The organism is Nocardia sp. bgisy134 (assembly GCF_057708325.1).
The window spans coordinates 92,696-107,536 of record NZ_JBYIRW010000011.1; the positions used below are offsets into that span (position 1 = coordinate 92,696).

14 protein-coding genes are annotated in these 14,841 nt (G+C 69.1%); 4 read left to right on the top strand and 10 right to left on the bottom strand.

Annotation, left to right across the window (positions count from 1 at the left end; translation table 11 throughout):
- Positions 1 to 91 precede the first annotated feature (91 nt).
- Positions 92 to 832: an SCO6745 family protein gene (locus AC3ERS_RS20375; RefSeq protein ID WP_431969628.1), complete on the bottom strand. Its 741-nt coding sequence runs from the start codon at positions 830 to 832 to the stop codon at positions 92 to 94.
- A gap of 242 nt (positions 833 to 1,074) precedes the next feature.
- Between AC3ERS_RS20375 and AC3ERS_RS20380 the strand changes: the two genes are divergently transcribed.
- Positions 1,075 to 1,407, top strand: a complete 333-nt coding sequence (locus AC3ERS_RS20380) for a thioredoxin family protein (protein ID WP_431969629.1) — start codon at positions 1,075 to 1,077, stop codon at positions 1,405 to 1,407.
- 181 nt (positions 1,408 to 1,588) lie between these two features.
- Here the strand turns inward: AC3ERS_RS20380 and AC3ERS_RS20385 are convergent, their stop codons facing one another.
- The 3 genes from AC3ERS_RS20385 to AC3ERS_RS20395 form a co-directional block, all read right to left on the bottom strand.
- Positions 1,589 to 2,443, bottom strand: a complete 855-nt coding sequence (locus tag AC3ERS_RS20385; RefSeq protein ID WP_431969630.1) for an alpha/beta hydrolase — start codon at positions 2,441 to 2,443, stop codon at positions 1,589 to 1,591.
- A gap of 54 nt (positions 2,444 to 2,497) precedes the next feature.
- On the bottom strand, positions 2,498 to 3,460 hold the full coding sequence (locus AC3ERS_RS20390; protein ID WP_431969631.1) for an alpha/beta hydrolase: 963 nt from the start codon (positions 3,458 to 3,460) through the stop codon (positions 2,498 to 2,500).
- 131 nt (positions 3,461 to 3,591) lie between these two features.
- Positions 3,592 to 4,581 (bottom strand): GlxA family transcriptional regulator, encoded by a 990-nt coding sequence (locus AC3ERS_RS20395; protein ID WP_431969632.1) that lies wholly within the window; start codon positions 4,579 to 4,581, stop codon positions 3,592 to 3,594.
- A gap of 118 nt (positions 4,582 to 4,699) precedes the next feature.
- Between AC3ERS_RS20395 and AC3ERS_RS20400 the strand changes: the two genes are divergently transcribed.
- Positions 4,700 to 5,284 carry a TetR/AcrR family transcriptional regulator gene (locus tag AC3ERS_RS20400; protein WP_431969633.1) on the top strand — a complete coding sequence of 195 codons (585 nt, stop codon included), beginning with the start codon at positions 4,700 to 4,702 and terminating at the stop codon, positions 5,282 to 5,284.
- Between the two features lie 271 nt (positions 5,285 to 5,555).
- Positions 5,556 to 7,079, top strand: coding sequence for a GMC oxidoreductase (locus tag AC3ERS_RS20405; RefSeq protein ID WP_431969634.1), 1,524 nt, complete (start codon positions 5,556 to 5,558; stop codon positions 7,077 to 7,079).
- A 327-nt stretch (positions 7,080 to 7,406) separates the two neighbouring features.
- On the opposite strand, the gene AC3ERS_RS20410 is transcribed toward AC3ERS_RS20405, so the two are convergent.
- From AC3ERS_RS20410 to AC3ERS_RS20435, 6 genes are read right to left on the bottom strand one after another with little or no spacing between them, the layout of a single operon-like run.
- Entirely contained in the window at positions 7,407 to 8,618 is a 1,212-nt protein-coding gene (locus AC3ERS_RS20410; RefSeq protein ID WP_431969635.1) for an acetyl-CoA C-acetyltransferase, read from the bottom strand.
- Positions 8,619 to 8,641: 23 nt separating this feature from the next.
- Positions 8,642 to 9,796, bottom strand: coding sequence for an acyl-CoA dehydrogenase family protein (locus AC3ERS_RS20415; protein ID WP_431969636.1), 1,155 nt, complete (start codon positions 9,794 to 9,796; stop codon positions 8,642 to 8,644).
- The gene (locus tag AC3ERS_RS20420) at positions 9,780 to 11,321 is read right to left on the bottom strand and encodes a 3-hydroxyacyl-CoA dehydrogenase (protein WP_431969637.1); all 1,542 of its coding nucleotides are present in this window, start codon (positions 11,319 to 11,321) and stop codon (positions 9,780 to 9,782) included. Before AC3ERS_RS20420 ends, AC3ERS_RS20415 begins: the two co-directional genes overlap by 17 nt.
- Positions 11,321 to 12,106 (bottom strand): enoyl-CoA hydratase-related protein, encoded by a 786-nt coding sequence (locus AC3ERS_RS20425; RefSeq protein ID WP_431969638.1) that lies wholly within the window; start codon positions 12,104 to 12,106, stop codon positions 11,321 to 11,323. The genes AC3ERS_RS20420 and AC3ERS_RS20425 overlap by 1 nt, the downstream gene beginning before the upstream one ends.
- On the bottom strand, positions 12,103 to 12,897 hold the full coding sequence (locus AC3ERS_RS20430; protein WP_431969639.1) for a CoA-transferase subunit beta: 795 nt from the start codon (positions 12,895 to 12,897) through the stop codon (positions 12,103 to 12,105). Before AC3ERS_RS20430 ends, AC3ERS_RS20425 begins: the two co-directional genes overlap by 4 nt.
- Positions 12,885 to 13,820, bottom strand: coding sequence for a CoA transferase subunit A (locus AC3ERS_RS20435; protein WP_431969640.1), 936 nt, complete (start codon positions 13,818 to 13,820; stop codon positions 12,885 to 12,887). The genes AC3ERS_RS20430 and AC3ERS_RS20435 overlap by 13 nt, the downstream gene beginning before the upstream one ends.
- A gap of 106 nt (positions 13,821 to 13,926) precedes the next feature.
- Here AC3ERS_RS20435 and AC3ERS_RS20440 point away from each other — a divergent pair, with 106 nt between their 5' ends.
- Positions 13,927 to 14,841: a LysR substrate-binding domain-containing protein gene (locus AC3ERS_RS20440; protein ID WP_431969641.1), complete on the top strand. Its 915-nt coding sequence runs from the start codon at positions 13,927 to 13,929 to the stop codon at positions 14,839 to 14,841.

The window sequence follows — 14,841 nt, forward strand, 5'->3', positions numbered from 1 at the left end:
GCCAGTGGGGTGTACTGGTTTTCGGCCGCAGGCGGGTCTCCGGATCGGTCGGGTGGATCGCGGCTCGCTCGGTTGATACGTGCGACCGGTCCTAGCGGGCGAAAACCTTCGCGTGGGCGGCGGTGAGCAGGGTGGTGAGTTCCGTGCTCGCGGCGCCGTCGAGGACGGCGAAGGCGGGGGCGATGAGGGTGTCGGTCAGGGCTTCGGCGCGTTGCCAGCGGTCGTGCACCGTGGGGGTGAGGTCTTCGAAGGGTTCGGGCCAGCCGTACCAGCGGGCCTGGCCGGGGCCGTCGTTGAACGGGGAGCCCGAGATCAGGACAGCTTGCAGCGGGGTGATGCCGCTGGCGCGGATCGCGAGCAGGTGCAGTCCGCCGCGGAGTTCGCGCAGGATGTGCGTGAGTTGCGTGACTCGCGCGGGCGCGTCGGTGGCCAGCGGCAGGGCGCGCCAGCCGGCGAACAGTGGCAGACCGGCCGGATCGGCCGCGGCGACAACGACTTCCAGCAATTGCGCGAGACGATCGGCCTGCTCGAAATCGCCGAGTTTGCGGCGGCCGAAGTCCTGACAAGCGGCCAGGTAGCCGTCGGCGGCCTTGGCGGCGGGCATGGGGACCGACTCCCAGGCCTTGCGGATGGAATGGGCGGGGAAGAAGCCGAAGGCCGCGGTGACGACGTCGGCGTCCACGTCGCCGAGCACGCCGCCCCTGCCGCGGGTGTACGGACCGAAGAACCCGTCGACTCCGGTGCTGTGCCCGAATTCCTTGGTCTCCCGGGAGAACATGAATCCCCCGCCGAGTTCCTGGACCTGCTTCTTGACCGCGGCGGCGACCGACACGTGCGCTTCCTTTCGACGGACTGTATCCGCCGCCACACTATGCGATTCTTACACCGTACGGAACACCCGTGTCACACTCCGGGAAGAACCTGGCGCAAGAAGTCGGTCTGGTCGGCGAGGACCTTGTCGCGGTGGTACGGGCGGTAGATTTCGAAGTGGCTGAAGGGGAGGTCGGCCCAGGGGTGTTTGGCGCGACGCCGACCGGTAACCCGGTAACTGAGCGAGGTGTCGAGGAGAGAACCGTGAACGGTGTGCGCGCCGTATCGACCGAGACCTTCGCCGAGACCGTGCTCGGTGCCGGTAAGCCGGTGCTGGTCGTGTTCTCCGCGCCGTGGTGCGGCCCATGCCGTCGGTCGACGCCGCGGCTGCGCCTGCTCGCCGACGAGCTCTCCGATCAGCTCGTCGTCGTCAGCGTGAACGTGGAAGAGCACCCCGAGCTGGCCGAGCGGTACCGGGTGCGGGCTTTCCCCACCCTGGGCCTGTTCGTCGGCGGCCGCCTCGTCCACCACAGTGTGGGCGTCGACCCGGTACCGGACTTCCTGGACGAGTTCGGGGACTACCTTCCCGGGTGCTGACCGGGGCCCGATCGCCACAGCCTCGCGATCGCTGAGCGTCGCCTGATTGCCGAGTGCCGTCCGGTTGCTCGATACCGCCTGCGGTAGTAGCCCTTTCGGCACGGGCGGACATCGTGGTGATGAGGGCGATCTTTCCGCCGCGCCCGCCGCGGCCGGGTATCCCGACCGCGACGGGCCTCGATCAAACGAACCGCTGGACGAACCGCAACGCCGTCTCGGCGACCTCGCGCCACCCGGAATCGATCGTCAACGCGTGACCCCGCCCCGGCAGCTCGACGAACTCGGTGACGCCGGGATTGCGCTTCTGCTTGACGTATTCGGCATGCGTGATCGCCCGTGGCACCGTGTTGTCCTTCTCGCCCGAGAGGATCAACAGCGGTCCCCGCTCGGGATTCTCGGTATCGACCCGGGTCTCCGACCACGGGTTGAGGTTCGCGGCCGCGGCCTGGAACAGCGGCGCCCCCGGCGCGGCGACGGCGTATATCTCGAACAGGCTCCTGGCTTCGTCCTCGTCCACCGCATTGGCGAAGCTGTAGCGGAACTGTTCGTAGGTCAACGGCACCGCGCGGCGCCGATTCGCCGGATTGCTCAGCACCGGCGCGGCGGCGCGCAGCGAAGAGATCGGCAGCGCAAGGACCCCGCGGAACGGTGCGGCGTCGATGGCCACCGAAGCCGCGGACAGCCCGCGCCCGGCCAGGATCTGGGTGAGCAACCCGCCGAAGGAATGCCCGATCACCGCGGGCTTGCGGTCGAGTGCGCGAATCACCGATGCATAGTGATCGGCGACCTGGCCGACGGTCTTGCCCGCGAACACCTCGGGATGTTCACGCGCCTCCGCCACCGTCCGCGGGTCGTCGGGCCAGCCCGCGGTCACCGGCGCGTAGCCAGCGTCGGCGAAGACCGCGGCCCAGCGGTCCCAGCTGCCTGCGAGCAACCACAGCCCGTGGATGAACACCACCGGCGTGCGCCCGCTCGCATTGGCCTGGTCGATCTGGGCGCGGGCCTGCTCGTCGATGGAGGTCGAGGCAGTCGACATCGTGAATCGTCCTGTCGATCGAAAGGATTCGGAAGTCGTGGCGGATGCCGCGACTCAGCCGTGCAGCGCCGCGGACAAGGTCGCGACGGCTTGGGCGATCGCGGCCTTGGCCGCGTGGGTGTCGTGCAGGGCGTTGACCATCACGAAGTCGTGGACGATCCCGCCGTAGCGGGTCTGCGTCACCGGGACGCCCGCCCGGCGCAGCTTGCCCGCGAAGGCCTCGCCCTCGTCGCGCAGCACGTCGGCCTCCGCGGTGATGACCAGCGCGGGCGGCAGTCCGGCCAGCTGTTCGGTGCTCGCGCGCAACGGCGACGCGGTGATCTGCGCCCGATCCGCTTCGCTGGTGGTGTACTGATCCCAGAACCAGCGCATTCCGTCCAGGGTCAGGAAGTACCCCTCGGCGAACTCGCGGTACGAGCCGGTATCGAAGTTCGCGTCGGTCACCGGGTAGAACAGCACCTGCTGCACGAAGGAGACGTCGCCGCGCTCCTTGGCCATCAGCGTCAGCGCGATGGCCATATTGCCGCCGACCGAGTCGCCCGCGACCGCGAGGCGCGAGGAATCCAGGCCCTTCGCGCCGCCCGCCGTGGTGATCCACTGGGCGACCCGGTAGGACTGTTCGTTCGCCACCGGGTAGCGCACCTCCGGCGAGCGGTCGTACTCGGGGAACACCACGGCGGCGTTCACCCCGACCGCGAGGTCACGCACGAGCCGATCGTGGGTGTGCGCGTCACCGAAGACCCAGCCCGCGCCGTGCGTGTAGAGGATGACGGGGAGCGGTCCGGTCGCGCCGACCGGTTTCACGATCCGCACCGGGACCGAGCCGGTGGGGCCGCCGTCGACGGTGATCCACTCCTCGTCGATCTCCGGCTTGAAGATCGGGCTGTCCTGGACGCCGTCGACCGCTTTGCGGCCCTCTTCCGGGGGCAGCTGGTACAGGAACGGCGGTTCGGAGGTCGCGTCGACGAACTCCTGGGCGGCCGGCTCCAGCGATAGACCGAGGGGGTTCCCTGCCATGGTTCCTACCTTTTCGGCGTCGTTGTTGAGGGGAGCCTCCAGTTTTCGTGAACCGGGCGTCCGCGCGCCCCACCCATCGGGCCAAGTATCCGCACGATTTGAGACACCGGACAGCAAATCCGCGACCGGGATCAGCCGCCGGTCGCGTACGCCGTCGAGCGGAAGCGCTGCTGGTACTTGCGCGGCGAGACGCCCAGGCGCGCGATGAAGGCGCGGCGCATCGCCTCGCCGCTGCCGTATCCGGCGGCCATCGCGGCCTCGGTCACGCTGTAGCCCGCGTCGAGTTTGTCTCTGGCGTAAGCGAATCGGACGAAGGCGACGTACTCCGCGGGTGTGCTTTCCAGTTCCGCCCTGAACAGCCGGGTCAGGTGTCGCGGGCTCACCCCGGCGTGTGCGGCGAGCGTTCGCACCGTGTACGGCTGGGCCGGATCGGCGCAGATCAGGTTGGCGACCGCGCGGACGAGCGGGCTGCGCGGAACCGGTCCGCTGAGCGCCGCCGAGAATTGCGACTGGCCGCCGGCCCGCTGCATGTACACCAGCAACGACTGGGCGACCCGGCGCGCCACCGCGGCGCCGTGGTCCTCCTCGACGAGCGCGAGCGCGAGATCGATGCCCGCGGCGACGCCCGCGGAGCTGTAGATGTGCCCGTCGCGCACGAAGATCGCGTCGGGGTCCACGTCGACCGCGGGAAACTGGCGGCCGAGATCCTTGACGAATTTCCAGTGCGTGGTGGCGCGGCGTCCATCCAGCAGGCCGAGGTGGGCGAGGATGGCGGCCCCGCTGCAGATCGACGCGAGCCTGCGGGTGTGCTCGGCGAGATGGCGGGTGGCCCGCAGCACCTCCGGCGTCACGAACTCGGCGGCGGGCAGCTCGCTGCCGGGGATGACGACGGTGTCGAAGCGGCCCGCGTCCGCCGCCGCGTGCGCCACGGCGACGCGCGCGCCGATCGAGGTCTGCACGTCGTTGCCGTCGGCCGAGACCAGCACCACGTCGTAGGCGGGCAGCGACTGATTCGCCTCGACGAACACCTCGGCCGGACCCGCGAAATCGAGCATCTTCACGCCGTCGAAGACCAAGATCCCGATCCGCCGCCGCGACGAGGTGACCGCTCTGGAATTCATCCGCCGATTATTGTGGAGGCGCGACTCCATAATCAAACGAGGCGGCCCGCGTGTGCCGCGTTTCATGCTCGCTCGGGCCTCGCGCGCGGTCTAGTGATGGCGTTGCTAGCGTGGACGAATGGGGCGTCCACGGCAGTTCGACGAGTCGGCGCTGCTCGACGTCGCCATCGAACTGTTCTGGACCGACGGGTTCGACAGCACTTCGGTGGAGGGCGTGTCCAGCGTCTCGGGTGTCGGCAACGGCAGTATCTACGCCGCCTACGGCAGCAAGATGGGCCTGTTTCTCACGGCTTTCCGCCGATACTGCGAGCGGCGAGCCGAGTATGTGCACGCCGCGCTGCACGCCGCTCCCGGCCCGCCGCGCACGGTGGTGCGCGCGTTCTTCGACGCGGTGATCGCCGACTGTCTCGCGTACCCGAACCGGCGCGGGTGCCTGATGATCAACAGCGTCGCCCAGCTGGGGCATCGGGTCCCCGAGGTCGTCGCCATCGGCGACCGGACGACCGCGCGGATGGAGACCCACGTCGCCGAACGGCTCGGCGCCGATATTCCGCGAAAAGTCCTGGACGAGAACGAACTAGCGACGCTCAGCGCTCACATCGTGCTGGTGTCCCAGGGGCTGATCCAGCTGAGCCGCCTCGGCGCGTCTCGGCAGCGTCTGCACGATGTCGCCGAAATCTCGTGTGCCGCTGTCCCGCAATGACTACGCGACATCGCCGGTAGCGTCGTAGGGCCGAACGGTCCGGCGGCGGATCGCCCAGGGAGATCGAAAATTTTCCGGCTTGTCCGGAAAGTTCCGCGCGGTCGCGTTTCACATCGCTATAACAGGTTCCAATCAAAATCTCGATGAGGAGCCTGCGTTGCCTGTTCGCACTCATGAAATGCCTGTTGGTAATCGGTCCTGGGGGGTGAGCAGGCGCGGATTTCTAGCTGCAACAGGTTTCACCTTTGCTGGCGCGCTGGTGGGGAGGTCGATGGCGCGGGCAACCGCGGCACCGCTGGCGGATGGGGAGAAGGTTCCCGCGCTCGTCATCGGCAGCGGATACGGGGGATCGGTCGCCGCACTGCGGCTCGCGCAGGCGGGTGTGGAGGTGACCGTGGTGGAGATGGGCAGGTCGTGGACGACGCCCGGCTCCGACGGCAAGATCTTCTGTCCCGTGCTGAAACCCGATGGGCGGTCCTACTGGCTGCGCGACCGCACCGATCAGCCGGTCGGCTACTTCGCGGGCAGCAGCTACAACAAAGACATCGAAAGGTACACGGGCGTCTTGGATTCCGAGCGCTTCAGCGGGATTCGCGTCTACCAGGGCCGGGGCGTCGGCGGTGGCTCGTTGGTCAACGGCGGTATGGCGGTGACGCCCAAGCGGGAGAACTTCGCGGCCATCTTGCCCTCGGTGAACGCCGATGAGATGTACGACATCTACTACCCGCGCGCCAATGCCGGTCTCGGCGTGAACAATATCGACCAGACCTGGTTCGAGAGTGCGGAGTGCTACCAGTTCGCCCGCGTGGGGCGCAAACACGCGGAACGCTCCGGCCTCGGCTGGACCTTCGTGCCGAATGTCTACGACTTCGAGTACATGAAGAAGGAACAGGCCAAGCAGGTCACCCGGTCGGCACTGGCTGGTGAGGTCATCTACGGCAACAACCACGGCAAGCGGTCGCTGGACAAGACCTATCTGGCCGCGGCCACCGGGACCGGCAAGGTGCGTATCACGCCCATGCATATCGTCACCGCCGTATCGCCCGCGGAGGGCGGCTATCGGGTGGAGATGAACGAGATCGACACCAGCGGTGCCACGGTGGCGACCAAAGCCGTTGTGGCGCAGAAGGTGTTCTTCGCGGCGGGCAGTATCGGCACCTCGAAGCTGCTGGTGGCCATGAAGGCGCAGGGCAAACTGCCGGACCTGCCCGATGCCGTCGGCAAGAAGTGGGGCAACAACGGCAATGTGATGGTGGGCCGCGCCAATCACATGTGGGACGGCACCGGCGTACTGCAATCCAGCATGCCGTGCCTGGGTATCGACAACTGGGCCGATGCGGGTGGCCCGGCCTTCGCCGAGGTCGCGCCCTTCCCTGCGGGGCTGGAGACCTACGTCAGCCTGTACCTGGCGATCACCAAGAACCCCAATCGCGGGCAGTTCACCTTCGACTCCGGTACCGGCAAGGTCGATCTGAGCTGGCAGACCGCGCAGAACCAGTACGCCATCGATGCCGCCAAGCGCATCTTCGACAAGATCAACAAGAAGGAGGGGACGATCTACCGGACCGACCTCTTCGGCGTCTACAAGACCTGGGGCGACGACTTCACCTATCACCCGCTCGGCGGTTGCGTGCTGAACGAGGCGACCGACAACTACGGTCGGCTCCCCGGCTACACCGGGCTCTACGTCATCGACGGTTCGCTGATCCCGGGCAATACCAGCGTCAATCCATTCGTCACCATTACAGCTCTGGCGGAACGCAATATCGCGAACATCGTCGCAGGCGATCTGTAGCCTCGGCGTCGAGGGCGTGGCGGCAGGCGTCATCGATCCCCGGCTGGCCGTCGATGCGAACAAGGCCGAGCAGCCGATAGAGCTGCAGTGTCTTTCGTTTAGGGCAAATGAAGGCTCCGACATGTCCGGATGCCTTGCAGTGCAAGGTATCCGGACACGTTGGCGAGTAGGCTCAGCCGGCCACGGATGCCTACCCTGTCGCCGCCGCGGACGACGCTTCCGCAGCAGCCGATTGGGACCAAACCCCCGACCACCGCGGAGCGCGGTGGTCTCGGCGGCGGATCCAATGGCGGCAGCGGCAGCTGACTGGTTGGAGGACTTACTCGTTCAGGAGAGTCGCTCGAAGACGGCGGCCAGGCCTTGTCCGCCGCCGATGCACATCGTCTCGAGGCCGTATCGCGCCTCGCGCCGGTCCATTTCGCGCAGCAGGGTCGCGAGGATGCGGGCTCCGGTCGCGCCGACGGGATGGCCGAGGGAGATGCCGGAACCGTTGGGGTTCAGGCGGGGATCGTCGGGCTCGACGTCCCACCGGCGCAGTACGGCGAGCACCTGGGCTGCGAAGGCTTCGTTCAGTTCGATGACATCCATATCCGCGAGGGTGAGCCCGGCCTGGGCGAGAGCCCGCTCGGTCGCGGGAACCGGACCGATTCCCATGGTGCGCGGCGCGACGCCCGCCACCGCCCAGGAGGCCAAGCGGGCGAGGGGGCGCAGACCGAGCTTGCGGGCGTGCTCCGGGGTGGTGACGAGGCACAGTGCCGCGCCGTCGTTCTGGCCGCTGGCATTGCCCGCGGTGACGGTGGCGTCGGGGTCGACGGAGGCTCGGATCGGACGCAGTGCGGACAGCGCCGCGACCGTGGTGTCGGCGCGTGGGTGCTCGTCGGTGTCGACCAGCAAAGGTGCCGAGCGGCGCTGTGGAACAGGAATTCCGACGATCTCGTCGGCGAATCGTCCTTCGCCCTGGGCGGCGACGGCGCGGTGATGCGAGAGCGCGGCCAGCTCGTCCTGATCCGCCCGGCTGATCGCGAATTCGGCGCGCAGGTTTTCCGCGGTCTCGATCATGCCTCCCGGCACAGGGAAGTCACGTCCGCCCGCGGTGACGCGCGCCCGTGCGAGCCGGTCCGCGAGCGCGACGCCGTCGCCTTTGACGCCCCACCGCATTCCGGTCGCGTAGAACTCGGTCTGGCTCATCGACTCCACGCCGCCCGCCAACACGAGATCGCTTCCGCCGGAACCGACTTGCAGGCACGCCTGGATGACCGCCTGGAGTCCGGAGCCGCAGCGCCGGTCGACTTGCAGGCCGGGCACATCGATGCCGAGGCCCGCGTCGAGCGCGGCGATCCGGCCGATGGCGGGCGCCTCGCCGTTGGGCGAGGCCTGCCCGAGAATCACGTCGTCGACCCGGCTGCCGTCGATGCCGGTGCGCTGCACCAGTTCCGCGACGAGCGTGCTGGCGAGCTGTTGCGGCGGAATGTCTTTCAACACGCCGCCGAAGCGGCCGACGGGAGTGCGGAGCGGTTCGCAGATGACTGCGTCGGGCATGGGTTGTCCTTCGGGAGTGGCGGTCACATCGCGTCGACGCCGGTGAGAGCGCGGCCGATGATGAGCTTCTGGAGCTGGCTGGTGCCTTCGTAGAGGGTGAGCACGCGCGCGTCGCGCAGGTACTTGCCCACTGGGTACTCATCGATGAAGCCGTAGCCGCCGAACACCTGCAGGCAGTTGTTGCTCACCCGCACGGCGGTCTCGCCCGCGGCGAGCTTGGCCATGGACGAGGCGAGCTGCACCTCCTCCCGCGACGCCCCGGCGTCGACCAGCGCGGCGGCCTTCCAGGTCAGCAGGCGCGCCGATTCGATGTCCACCGCGGAGTCGGCGAGCAGTTCCTGCACAAGCTGTTTGGCGGCGATGGGTTGTCCGAACTGGATGCGCTCGGTCGAGTAGCGCACCGCGGCGTCGAGGGCCGCCTGCGCGACACCGACGCTGCCCGCCGCCACGGAGATGCGGCCTTTGGCCAAGGCGCCCAAGGCGATGCCGAGACCCTTGCCCACCGCGCCGAGCCGCGCCGAGTCGGGCACCCGGACGTCCTGGAGCGTCAGCGCCGCTGTCGCTTGCCCGCGCAGTCCGAGTTTGCCGTGGATGGTCGTCGCCGTGAAACCCGGTGTGTCCGTGGGGACGAGGAAGGCGGTGAGGCCTTTGCCGCCGTCGGCCGAGGTGCGCGCGAAGACCAGGGCGACCTCGGCCCAGGTGCCGTTGGTGATGAACATCTTCTCGCCGGAGAGCACCCAGTCGTCGCCGTCGCGCACCGCCCTGGTGCGCAGCGAGGCCGCGTCGGAGCCGCTGTCGGGTTCGGTGAGCGCGAAACAGCCGAGCGCGCGTCCCGCGGTGAGCCGCGGAAGCCAGGCGCGTTTCTGCTCCTCGGTGCCGTGCGCGGCGATGGACTTGGTGACCAGGCCGAGCGACACCGAGACGATGCCGCGCACGGCTGAATCGCCCCGTCCCAGTTCCTCGCAGACCAGGACGTAGGAGAGCATGTCGACCTCGGTGCCGCCGTATTCCTCGGCGATGCCGAGCCCGAGGAATCCGAGCTCGCCCAGCTGTTCGACGATGGACAGGTCGACGCTTTCGGCGAGGTCCCAGTCGCGGGCGCGCGGGGTGATCTCGCTGTCGACGAAATCGGCGGCCATCGCCCGGATTTCGCGGTGCATGTCATCGAGAACGAACATCGGTTCCTCGGTTCGGGAGCAGGTCTTCGGGGCGGGTGCCCCTGGTGTGCAGGGGAATTCGCTGCTCGGCGCGGGCGCGCAGCCAGCTGCTCACCCGATAGCGTGGATCGCGGGTGTAGGCGTAGAGGCCGTCGAGTATCGCGGTGACGCGCTCGCTTCCGGTGGATTCGCCGAGTTCCAGCGGTCCGATCGGGTAGCCGAGGCCGAGGCGCGCGCCGCGGTCGATGTCCTCGGGGGTGCCGATGCCGTGTTCGGCGAGGGCGCAGGAGAGGTTCACGATGGCGGCCAGAATCCGTTGCGCCACAGGGGCGGTGACGTCCGCAGTCGGCGTCGGGAGGTAACCGGCGGCGGCCAGGACGCGCAATACGGGCGCGGCGACGACCGGGTCGACAGCGCCGGGCACGATCACGGTGAGGCGGCGGCGATCGATCCCGAGCGGATCGATGCCGAGGGTGCGGGCGGGGTCGAGACCGTAGCGGGCGGCGACCCGATAAGTCGGTTCGCCGATCGGCAGGACGAGGGAAACCGCCTCGGCATCGGGAGATTCGAGCACCGTCGCGCCGGATCGGCGCAGCGCCGCCGCGAAATCGGGGTGATTGTGGACGTGGACCGGGGTGGCCTCGGCATCCGGCACGATCAAGGGCTCGGCGGGCAGCGCAGGCGCGCCGTCCTGGTAGCGGTAGAACCCTTCGCCCGTTTTGCGGCCGAGCAGACCGGCGGCGACGCGGGCGGCCGCGATCGGGGAGGGCCGCAGCCGCGGATCACCGTAGAACCCCGCGGAGACGGTCTCCATCACGGTATGGCTGACGTCCAATCCGGTGAGATCCATCAGCTCGAACGGGCCCATCCGCAAGCCGAGCGTGTCGCGGACGATGCGGTCGATATCGGCCGGCGCGGCGATCTGTTCGGACAGGATGGCCAGCGCCTCGCTGGGCAGGGCGCGCCCGAGGTGGTTGACGAGGAACCCGGGGGTGTCTCGCGCCAGGATCGGGGTGTGGCCCAGGCGTGTCACGAAAGACGTTGCGGTGTCGACCAATTCGGGCGCGGTGCGCAGGCCGGAAACGACCTCCACCAGCGACATGAGCGGCACCGGGTTGAAGAAGTGCAGCCCGATCAGCCGCGAGGGGTCGTGCAGCGCCGACGCGATCGCGGTGATGGACAGCGAACTGGTGTTGGAAGCGAGCACGGCGTTCGGCGTCGCGGTCTCCAGTTCGGCGAAGATCGCCTGCTTCACCGGAAGTCTCTCGACCACGGCCTCGATCACCAGATCGATGTCGGCGGCGGGTGCGGTCGGGGCCGCGCCCGCCGTGAGCCGTGCCAGGATGGCCGCGCCCTCGTCGGCGTCGCGTATGCCTTTGTCGACGGACCGGTGAATCATCGCCGCGACGAACTCGAGCGCGGCGCGCACCGCGGCGTCGTCGGTGTCGGTCAGCTCGACTCGGTATCCGGCGGTCGCGGCGACCTGCGCGATGCCGCGGCCCATCGCGCCCGCGCCGACGATGCGGATGCGTTCGATCGGTTCCATCAGTGTCCTTCGTAGGTCGGGGAGCGTTTGCCGAGGAAGGCGGCGATGCCCTCGGCGTGGTCGGCGGTGTCGAACAACACCTGAAAAGTCGTGCGTTCCAAAGCGATCGCGGTGTTCAGCGGGGCGTTCTCCGCGTGCCGCGCCACACCGCGAATGGCGCGGATGTTCAACGGGGGCTGACGCAGGATGGTCGCCGCGATGTCGACGGCGGCGTCGAGCGCGGCGCCGTCGGGCACGATGTCGGCGACGATCCCGATCTGCTGCGCGGTGACGGCGTCGATCGGCTCGCCGGTCAGCACCATGCGCAGCGCGCGGGCGCGTCCGGCTCGCTGCACCAGGCGGCTCAGCCCGCCCGCGCCCGGGATGAGCCCGACCCGGATCTCCGGCTGCCCGAACCGCGCCGACGCGCCGGCGACCACGAGATCGCACGCCATCGCGAGTTCGCATCCGCCGCCGAACGCATAGCCTTCGACGGCGGCGAGCACCGGCGTGCCGAGCTCGTCGAGCACCGAGAACACCTTGCCGGTCTCGCCCGCGAGCAGATCGGTGGGCCGGTACGTGCTCATCTCCTTCAGGTCCGTTCCGGCGACGAACACACCGGCGTCGCCGGTGAGGACGATGACGCGCACGGCCGGATCCGCGTCGGCGTACGAAAGCTCCTCGGCAAGAAGGATTTTCGTGGCAGAGTTCAATGCGTTGCGGGCCTGCGGCCGGGAGATGCGCAGAATGCGGATGCCTGCGTGCTCGCCGGACAGATCGGTGCGCAGGACGGTGGATTCGTTCATCGGAGATACACCCTGGTCGGATCGATGGTGGTGCGCAGCAGATCGAGTTCCGCCGCGGTAGGTGGTGCGGTGACGGTGACGGTGTCGCCGACGCGGAGCGGCCAGCCGGTGGCATCCAGCACCCGGTCGACGGAGACGCCGGGATGGACTGCGCCGAGCCGCAATTCGCCGTCGGCGTCCGCGGTGAGCACGCCGAGCGGGGTGATCACGGTCGCCACGCCGCGGCCGCGGGTGCGTACCCGCGGTTCGGCCCGGCGCGCCACCGCGGGCGCCGGGCTGGTGGTGAAATCGAGCCGGTCGACGAACGATCGCCGGTCGTGGCGCCGCAGCACCACGAAGACCTCGTCCGCGTTCGCCATCACCTCGGCGGCGCCGCCCGCGCCGGGCAACCGGGCGGCCGGGGCCGCGTAGTCGCCGATCACGGTGCTGTTGAGGCTGCCGAAGCGATCGATCTGGGCCGCGCCGAGAAAGCCGACGTCGATATAGCCGCCCTGCAGAACGTATCCGAAGAGCGCGTGCATCCCGAGGATCGCCTCGGCCCCGGTGGCCAACGGGGCGTCGCCGATGGTCTGCGGCAGGCGCGGGGGATGCGCGCCGCAGACGCCGGATTCGTACACCTGCTCGAGGTCGGGCGAGGTGGTCGCCTGCGCGAGCGCGACGGCGAGGGTCGGCAGGCCGATACCGGCGAAGACTCGCCGTTTGCCGTGCAGGTGGCGGGCGCTGAGGACGGTGAGCAGCTCGCTCGTGGTGTGGGCCCGATCGGTGGGGCGCGCGGTCGTCACAGTGTGCATCCGTAGTCGACGGGGTGGGACATCGCGGGCTCGGGAACCAGGCGGTCGAAGTAGCCGGGGCCGAGCTTGTCCAGGTAGGCGGCGTGATCGGGCAGGTCGTGGATCCATTCGTGCAGCCAGCGGTCCAGCGCGGCCGGATCCTTGCTGATCGCGGGCCAGGACCGGTAGAAGTCGTTGTCGCGGTCGTAGTAGCCCTGCACGAAGGAGGGATGCGCGCCGCGCGGGCACTCCACGACCGCGTCGACCGCGAAGCCGGGGATCACGGTGCGGTTCGGGTCGGCGCGGATCACCTCGTCGTCGACGATCTCCTCGACCACCACGATGGTGCGGGTCGATGCGAACGCCACCTCCTGCAGCGGGCCGAGGATGCCCCACGCCTGGACGTTGCCCGCGCGGTCGGCGCGCTGCGCGTGCAGGATCGCGACATCGGGCCGGATCGGCGGCACCACATAGATCTCCTCGACCCCGCCGTCCGGTGCGGGGAACGGCGACACCACCTTGGCGATGCGTGGATTGTGCGCGGGCAGATCGCTGCCCGCGTACGAATGCAGCGGGTAGAAGGGAAGATTCGCGGCTCCGGCGAGATAGCGGGTGAGCAGGCCGAAGTGGCTGTACTCCTCGATCTCGATGCCGCGCGGTTCACGGTGCTCCACGGCCCGGCGGATGGCGTGCAGCGAGCCGACCGAGCTGTTGCCGGTGAACGAGAAGATCATCTTTCGTGCCGCGCCCGCCGCGATCAGCTGGTCGAAGACGATATCGGGCGTCATGCGGACCAGCGTCAGATCTCGCCTGCGCTGGCGAATCAGCTCGTGACCAGCGGCGACCGGGATCAGATGGGTGAATCCTTCCAAGGCCACGGTCGCGCCGTCGTCGACGAACGCGGCGACGGCCTCGCGCATCGTCAGCTGTTTGGACCGGGGCATCGGGCTCCTTCGCTCGGAACTGTCCTCACCGTGCCCTGTTCGACCGATATAGTCCAATACTCAATTCGCAATGCAGTGATACCGTTTCTTACCGAATGGGGACGTCGTGGAGTTCCGTCATCTCGCCGGGTTCGTCGCGGTCGCCGAGGAGTTGCACTTCGGCCGCGCGGCCGAGCGCCTGCACATGGCCCAGCCGCCGCTGAGCCAGCAGATCCGCGCGTTGGAGAAGGAACTCGGGGTCGCGCTGTTCGAGCGGAACACCCGCTCGGTGCGGCTCACCGCCGCGGGCGAGGTGCTGTTGCCGCACGCGCGCAAGGTGCTCGACGACCTCGAGCTGGCCAGGCGGGCGGCGGTCGCCTCCGGCCGCGGCGAGGTCGGCCGGGTCTCGATCGGCTTCGCGGGCGCCAGCAGCCACGAGTCGCTGCCGACGCTGACCAGGGCGGTGCGCGCGGCGCACCCCGGCATCGAGGTGCGCCTGCGCGGCCAGACCTACGCGGGCGCCGCGCTGAACCTCGTCGCGGCGCGCGAGCTGGATCTCGGCTTCGTCCGGCTGCCGGTGCGGCGCGAGGGCGTCGCTGTGCGGGTGATCCAGTACGAGCGGCTGGTCGCGGCGCTGCCCGCGGAGCATCCGCTCGCCGACGCCCCCGACATCGATGTCGCCGACCTCGCCGACGACGCCTTCGTCACCTTCCCCGGCACGCAGGGATCGAGCGTGCGCGACCACCTGGTGCGCACGGCGCTCGACGCCGGGTTCACACCGCGCATCGTGCAGGAGGCGCCGGACTCGTACACCATCCTCGACCTGGTCGCCGCCGGCGTCGGCGTGACGTTGACCGTCTCCTCGGTGCAGCACATCCACCGGTCCGGCATGGTCTACAAGGAATTGCGCGGCGATGTGCCCGCGCTCGCCTCCGCATTGGCCTGGCGGGCCGACAACACCTCGCGCGCGCTGGCCGCCGTGCTCGAGGTGGCCGAAGAGGTGCTGCCGACCCCGCCCGAGCCGACGGCGGGCGCGCGCTGA

What these genes read in the sequence shown, in the direction of transcription:
- AC3ERS_RS20385 (WP_431969630.1), bottom strand. Translation starts at nt 2,443, where the DNA reads ATGTCGACTGCCTCGACCTCCATCGACGAGCAGGCCCGCGCCCAGATC.
- AC3ERS_RS20430 (WP_431969639.1), bottom strand. Translation starts at nt 12,897, where the DNA reads ATGCACACTGTGACGACCGCGCGCCCCACCGATCGGGCCCACACCACG.
- AC3ERS_RS20395 (WP_431969632.1), bottom strand. Translation starts at nt 4,581, where the DNA reads ATGAATTCCAGAGCGGTCACCTCGTCGCGGCGGCGGATCGGGATCTTG.
- AC3ERS_RS20415 (WP_431969636.1), bottom strand. Translation starts at nt 9,796, where the DNA reads ATGTTCGTTCTCGATGACATGCACCGCGAAATCCGGGCGATGGCCGCC.
- AC3ERS_RS20405 (WP_431969634.1), top strand. Translation starts at nt 5,556, where the DNA reads ATGGCGCGGGCAACCGCGGCACCGCTGGCGGATGGGGAGAAGGTTCCC.
- AC3ERS_RS20410 (WP_431969635.1), bottom strand. Translation starts at nt 8,618, where the DNA reads ATGCCCGACGCAGTCATCTGCGAACCGCTCCGCACTCCCGTCGGCCGC.
- AC3ERS_RS20400 (WP_431969633.1), top strand. Translation starts at nt 4,700, where the DNA reads ATGGGGCGTCCACGGCAGTTCGACGAGTCGGCGCTGCTCGACGTCGCC.
- AC3ERS_RS20435 (WP_431969640.1), bottom strand. Translation starts at nt 13,820, where the DNA reads ATGCCCCGGTCCAAACAGCTGACGATGCGCGAGGCCGTCGCCGCGTTC.
- AC3ERS_RS20420 (WP_431969637.1), bottom strand. Translation starts at nt 11,321, where the DNA reads ATGGAACCGATCGAACGCATCCGCATCGTCGGCGCGGGCGCGATGGGC.
- AC3ERS_RS20390 (WP_431969631.1), bottom strand. Translation starts at nt 3,460, where the DNA reads ATGGCAGGGAACCCCCTCGGTCTATCGCTGGAGCCGGCCGCCCAGGAG.
- AC3ERS_RS20425 (WP_431969638.1), bottom strand. Translation starts at nt 12,106, where the DNA reads ATGAACGAATCCACCGTCCTGCGCACCGATCTGTCCGGCGAGCACGCA.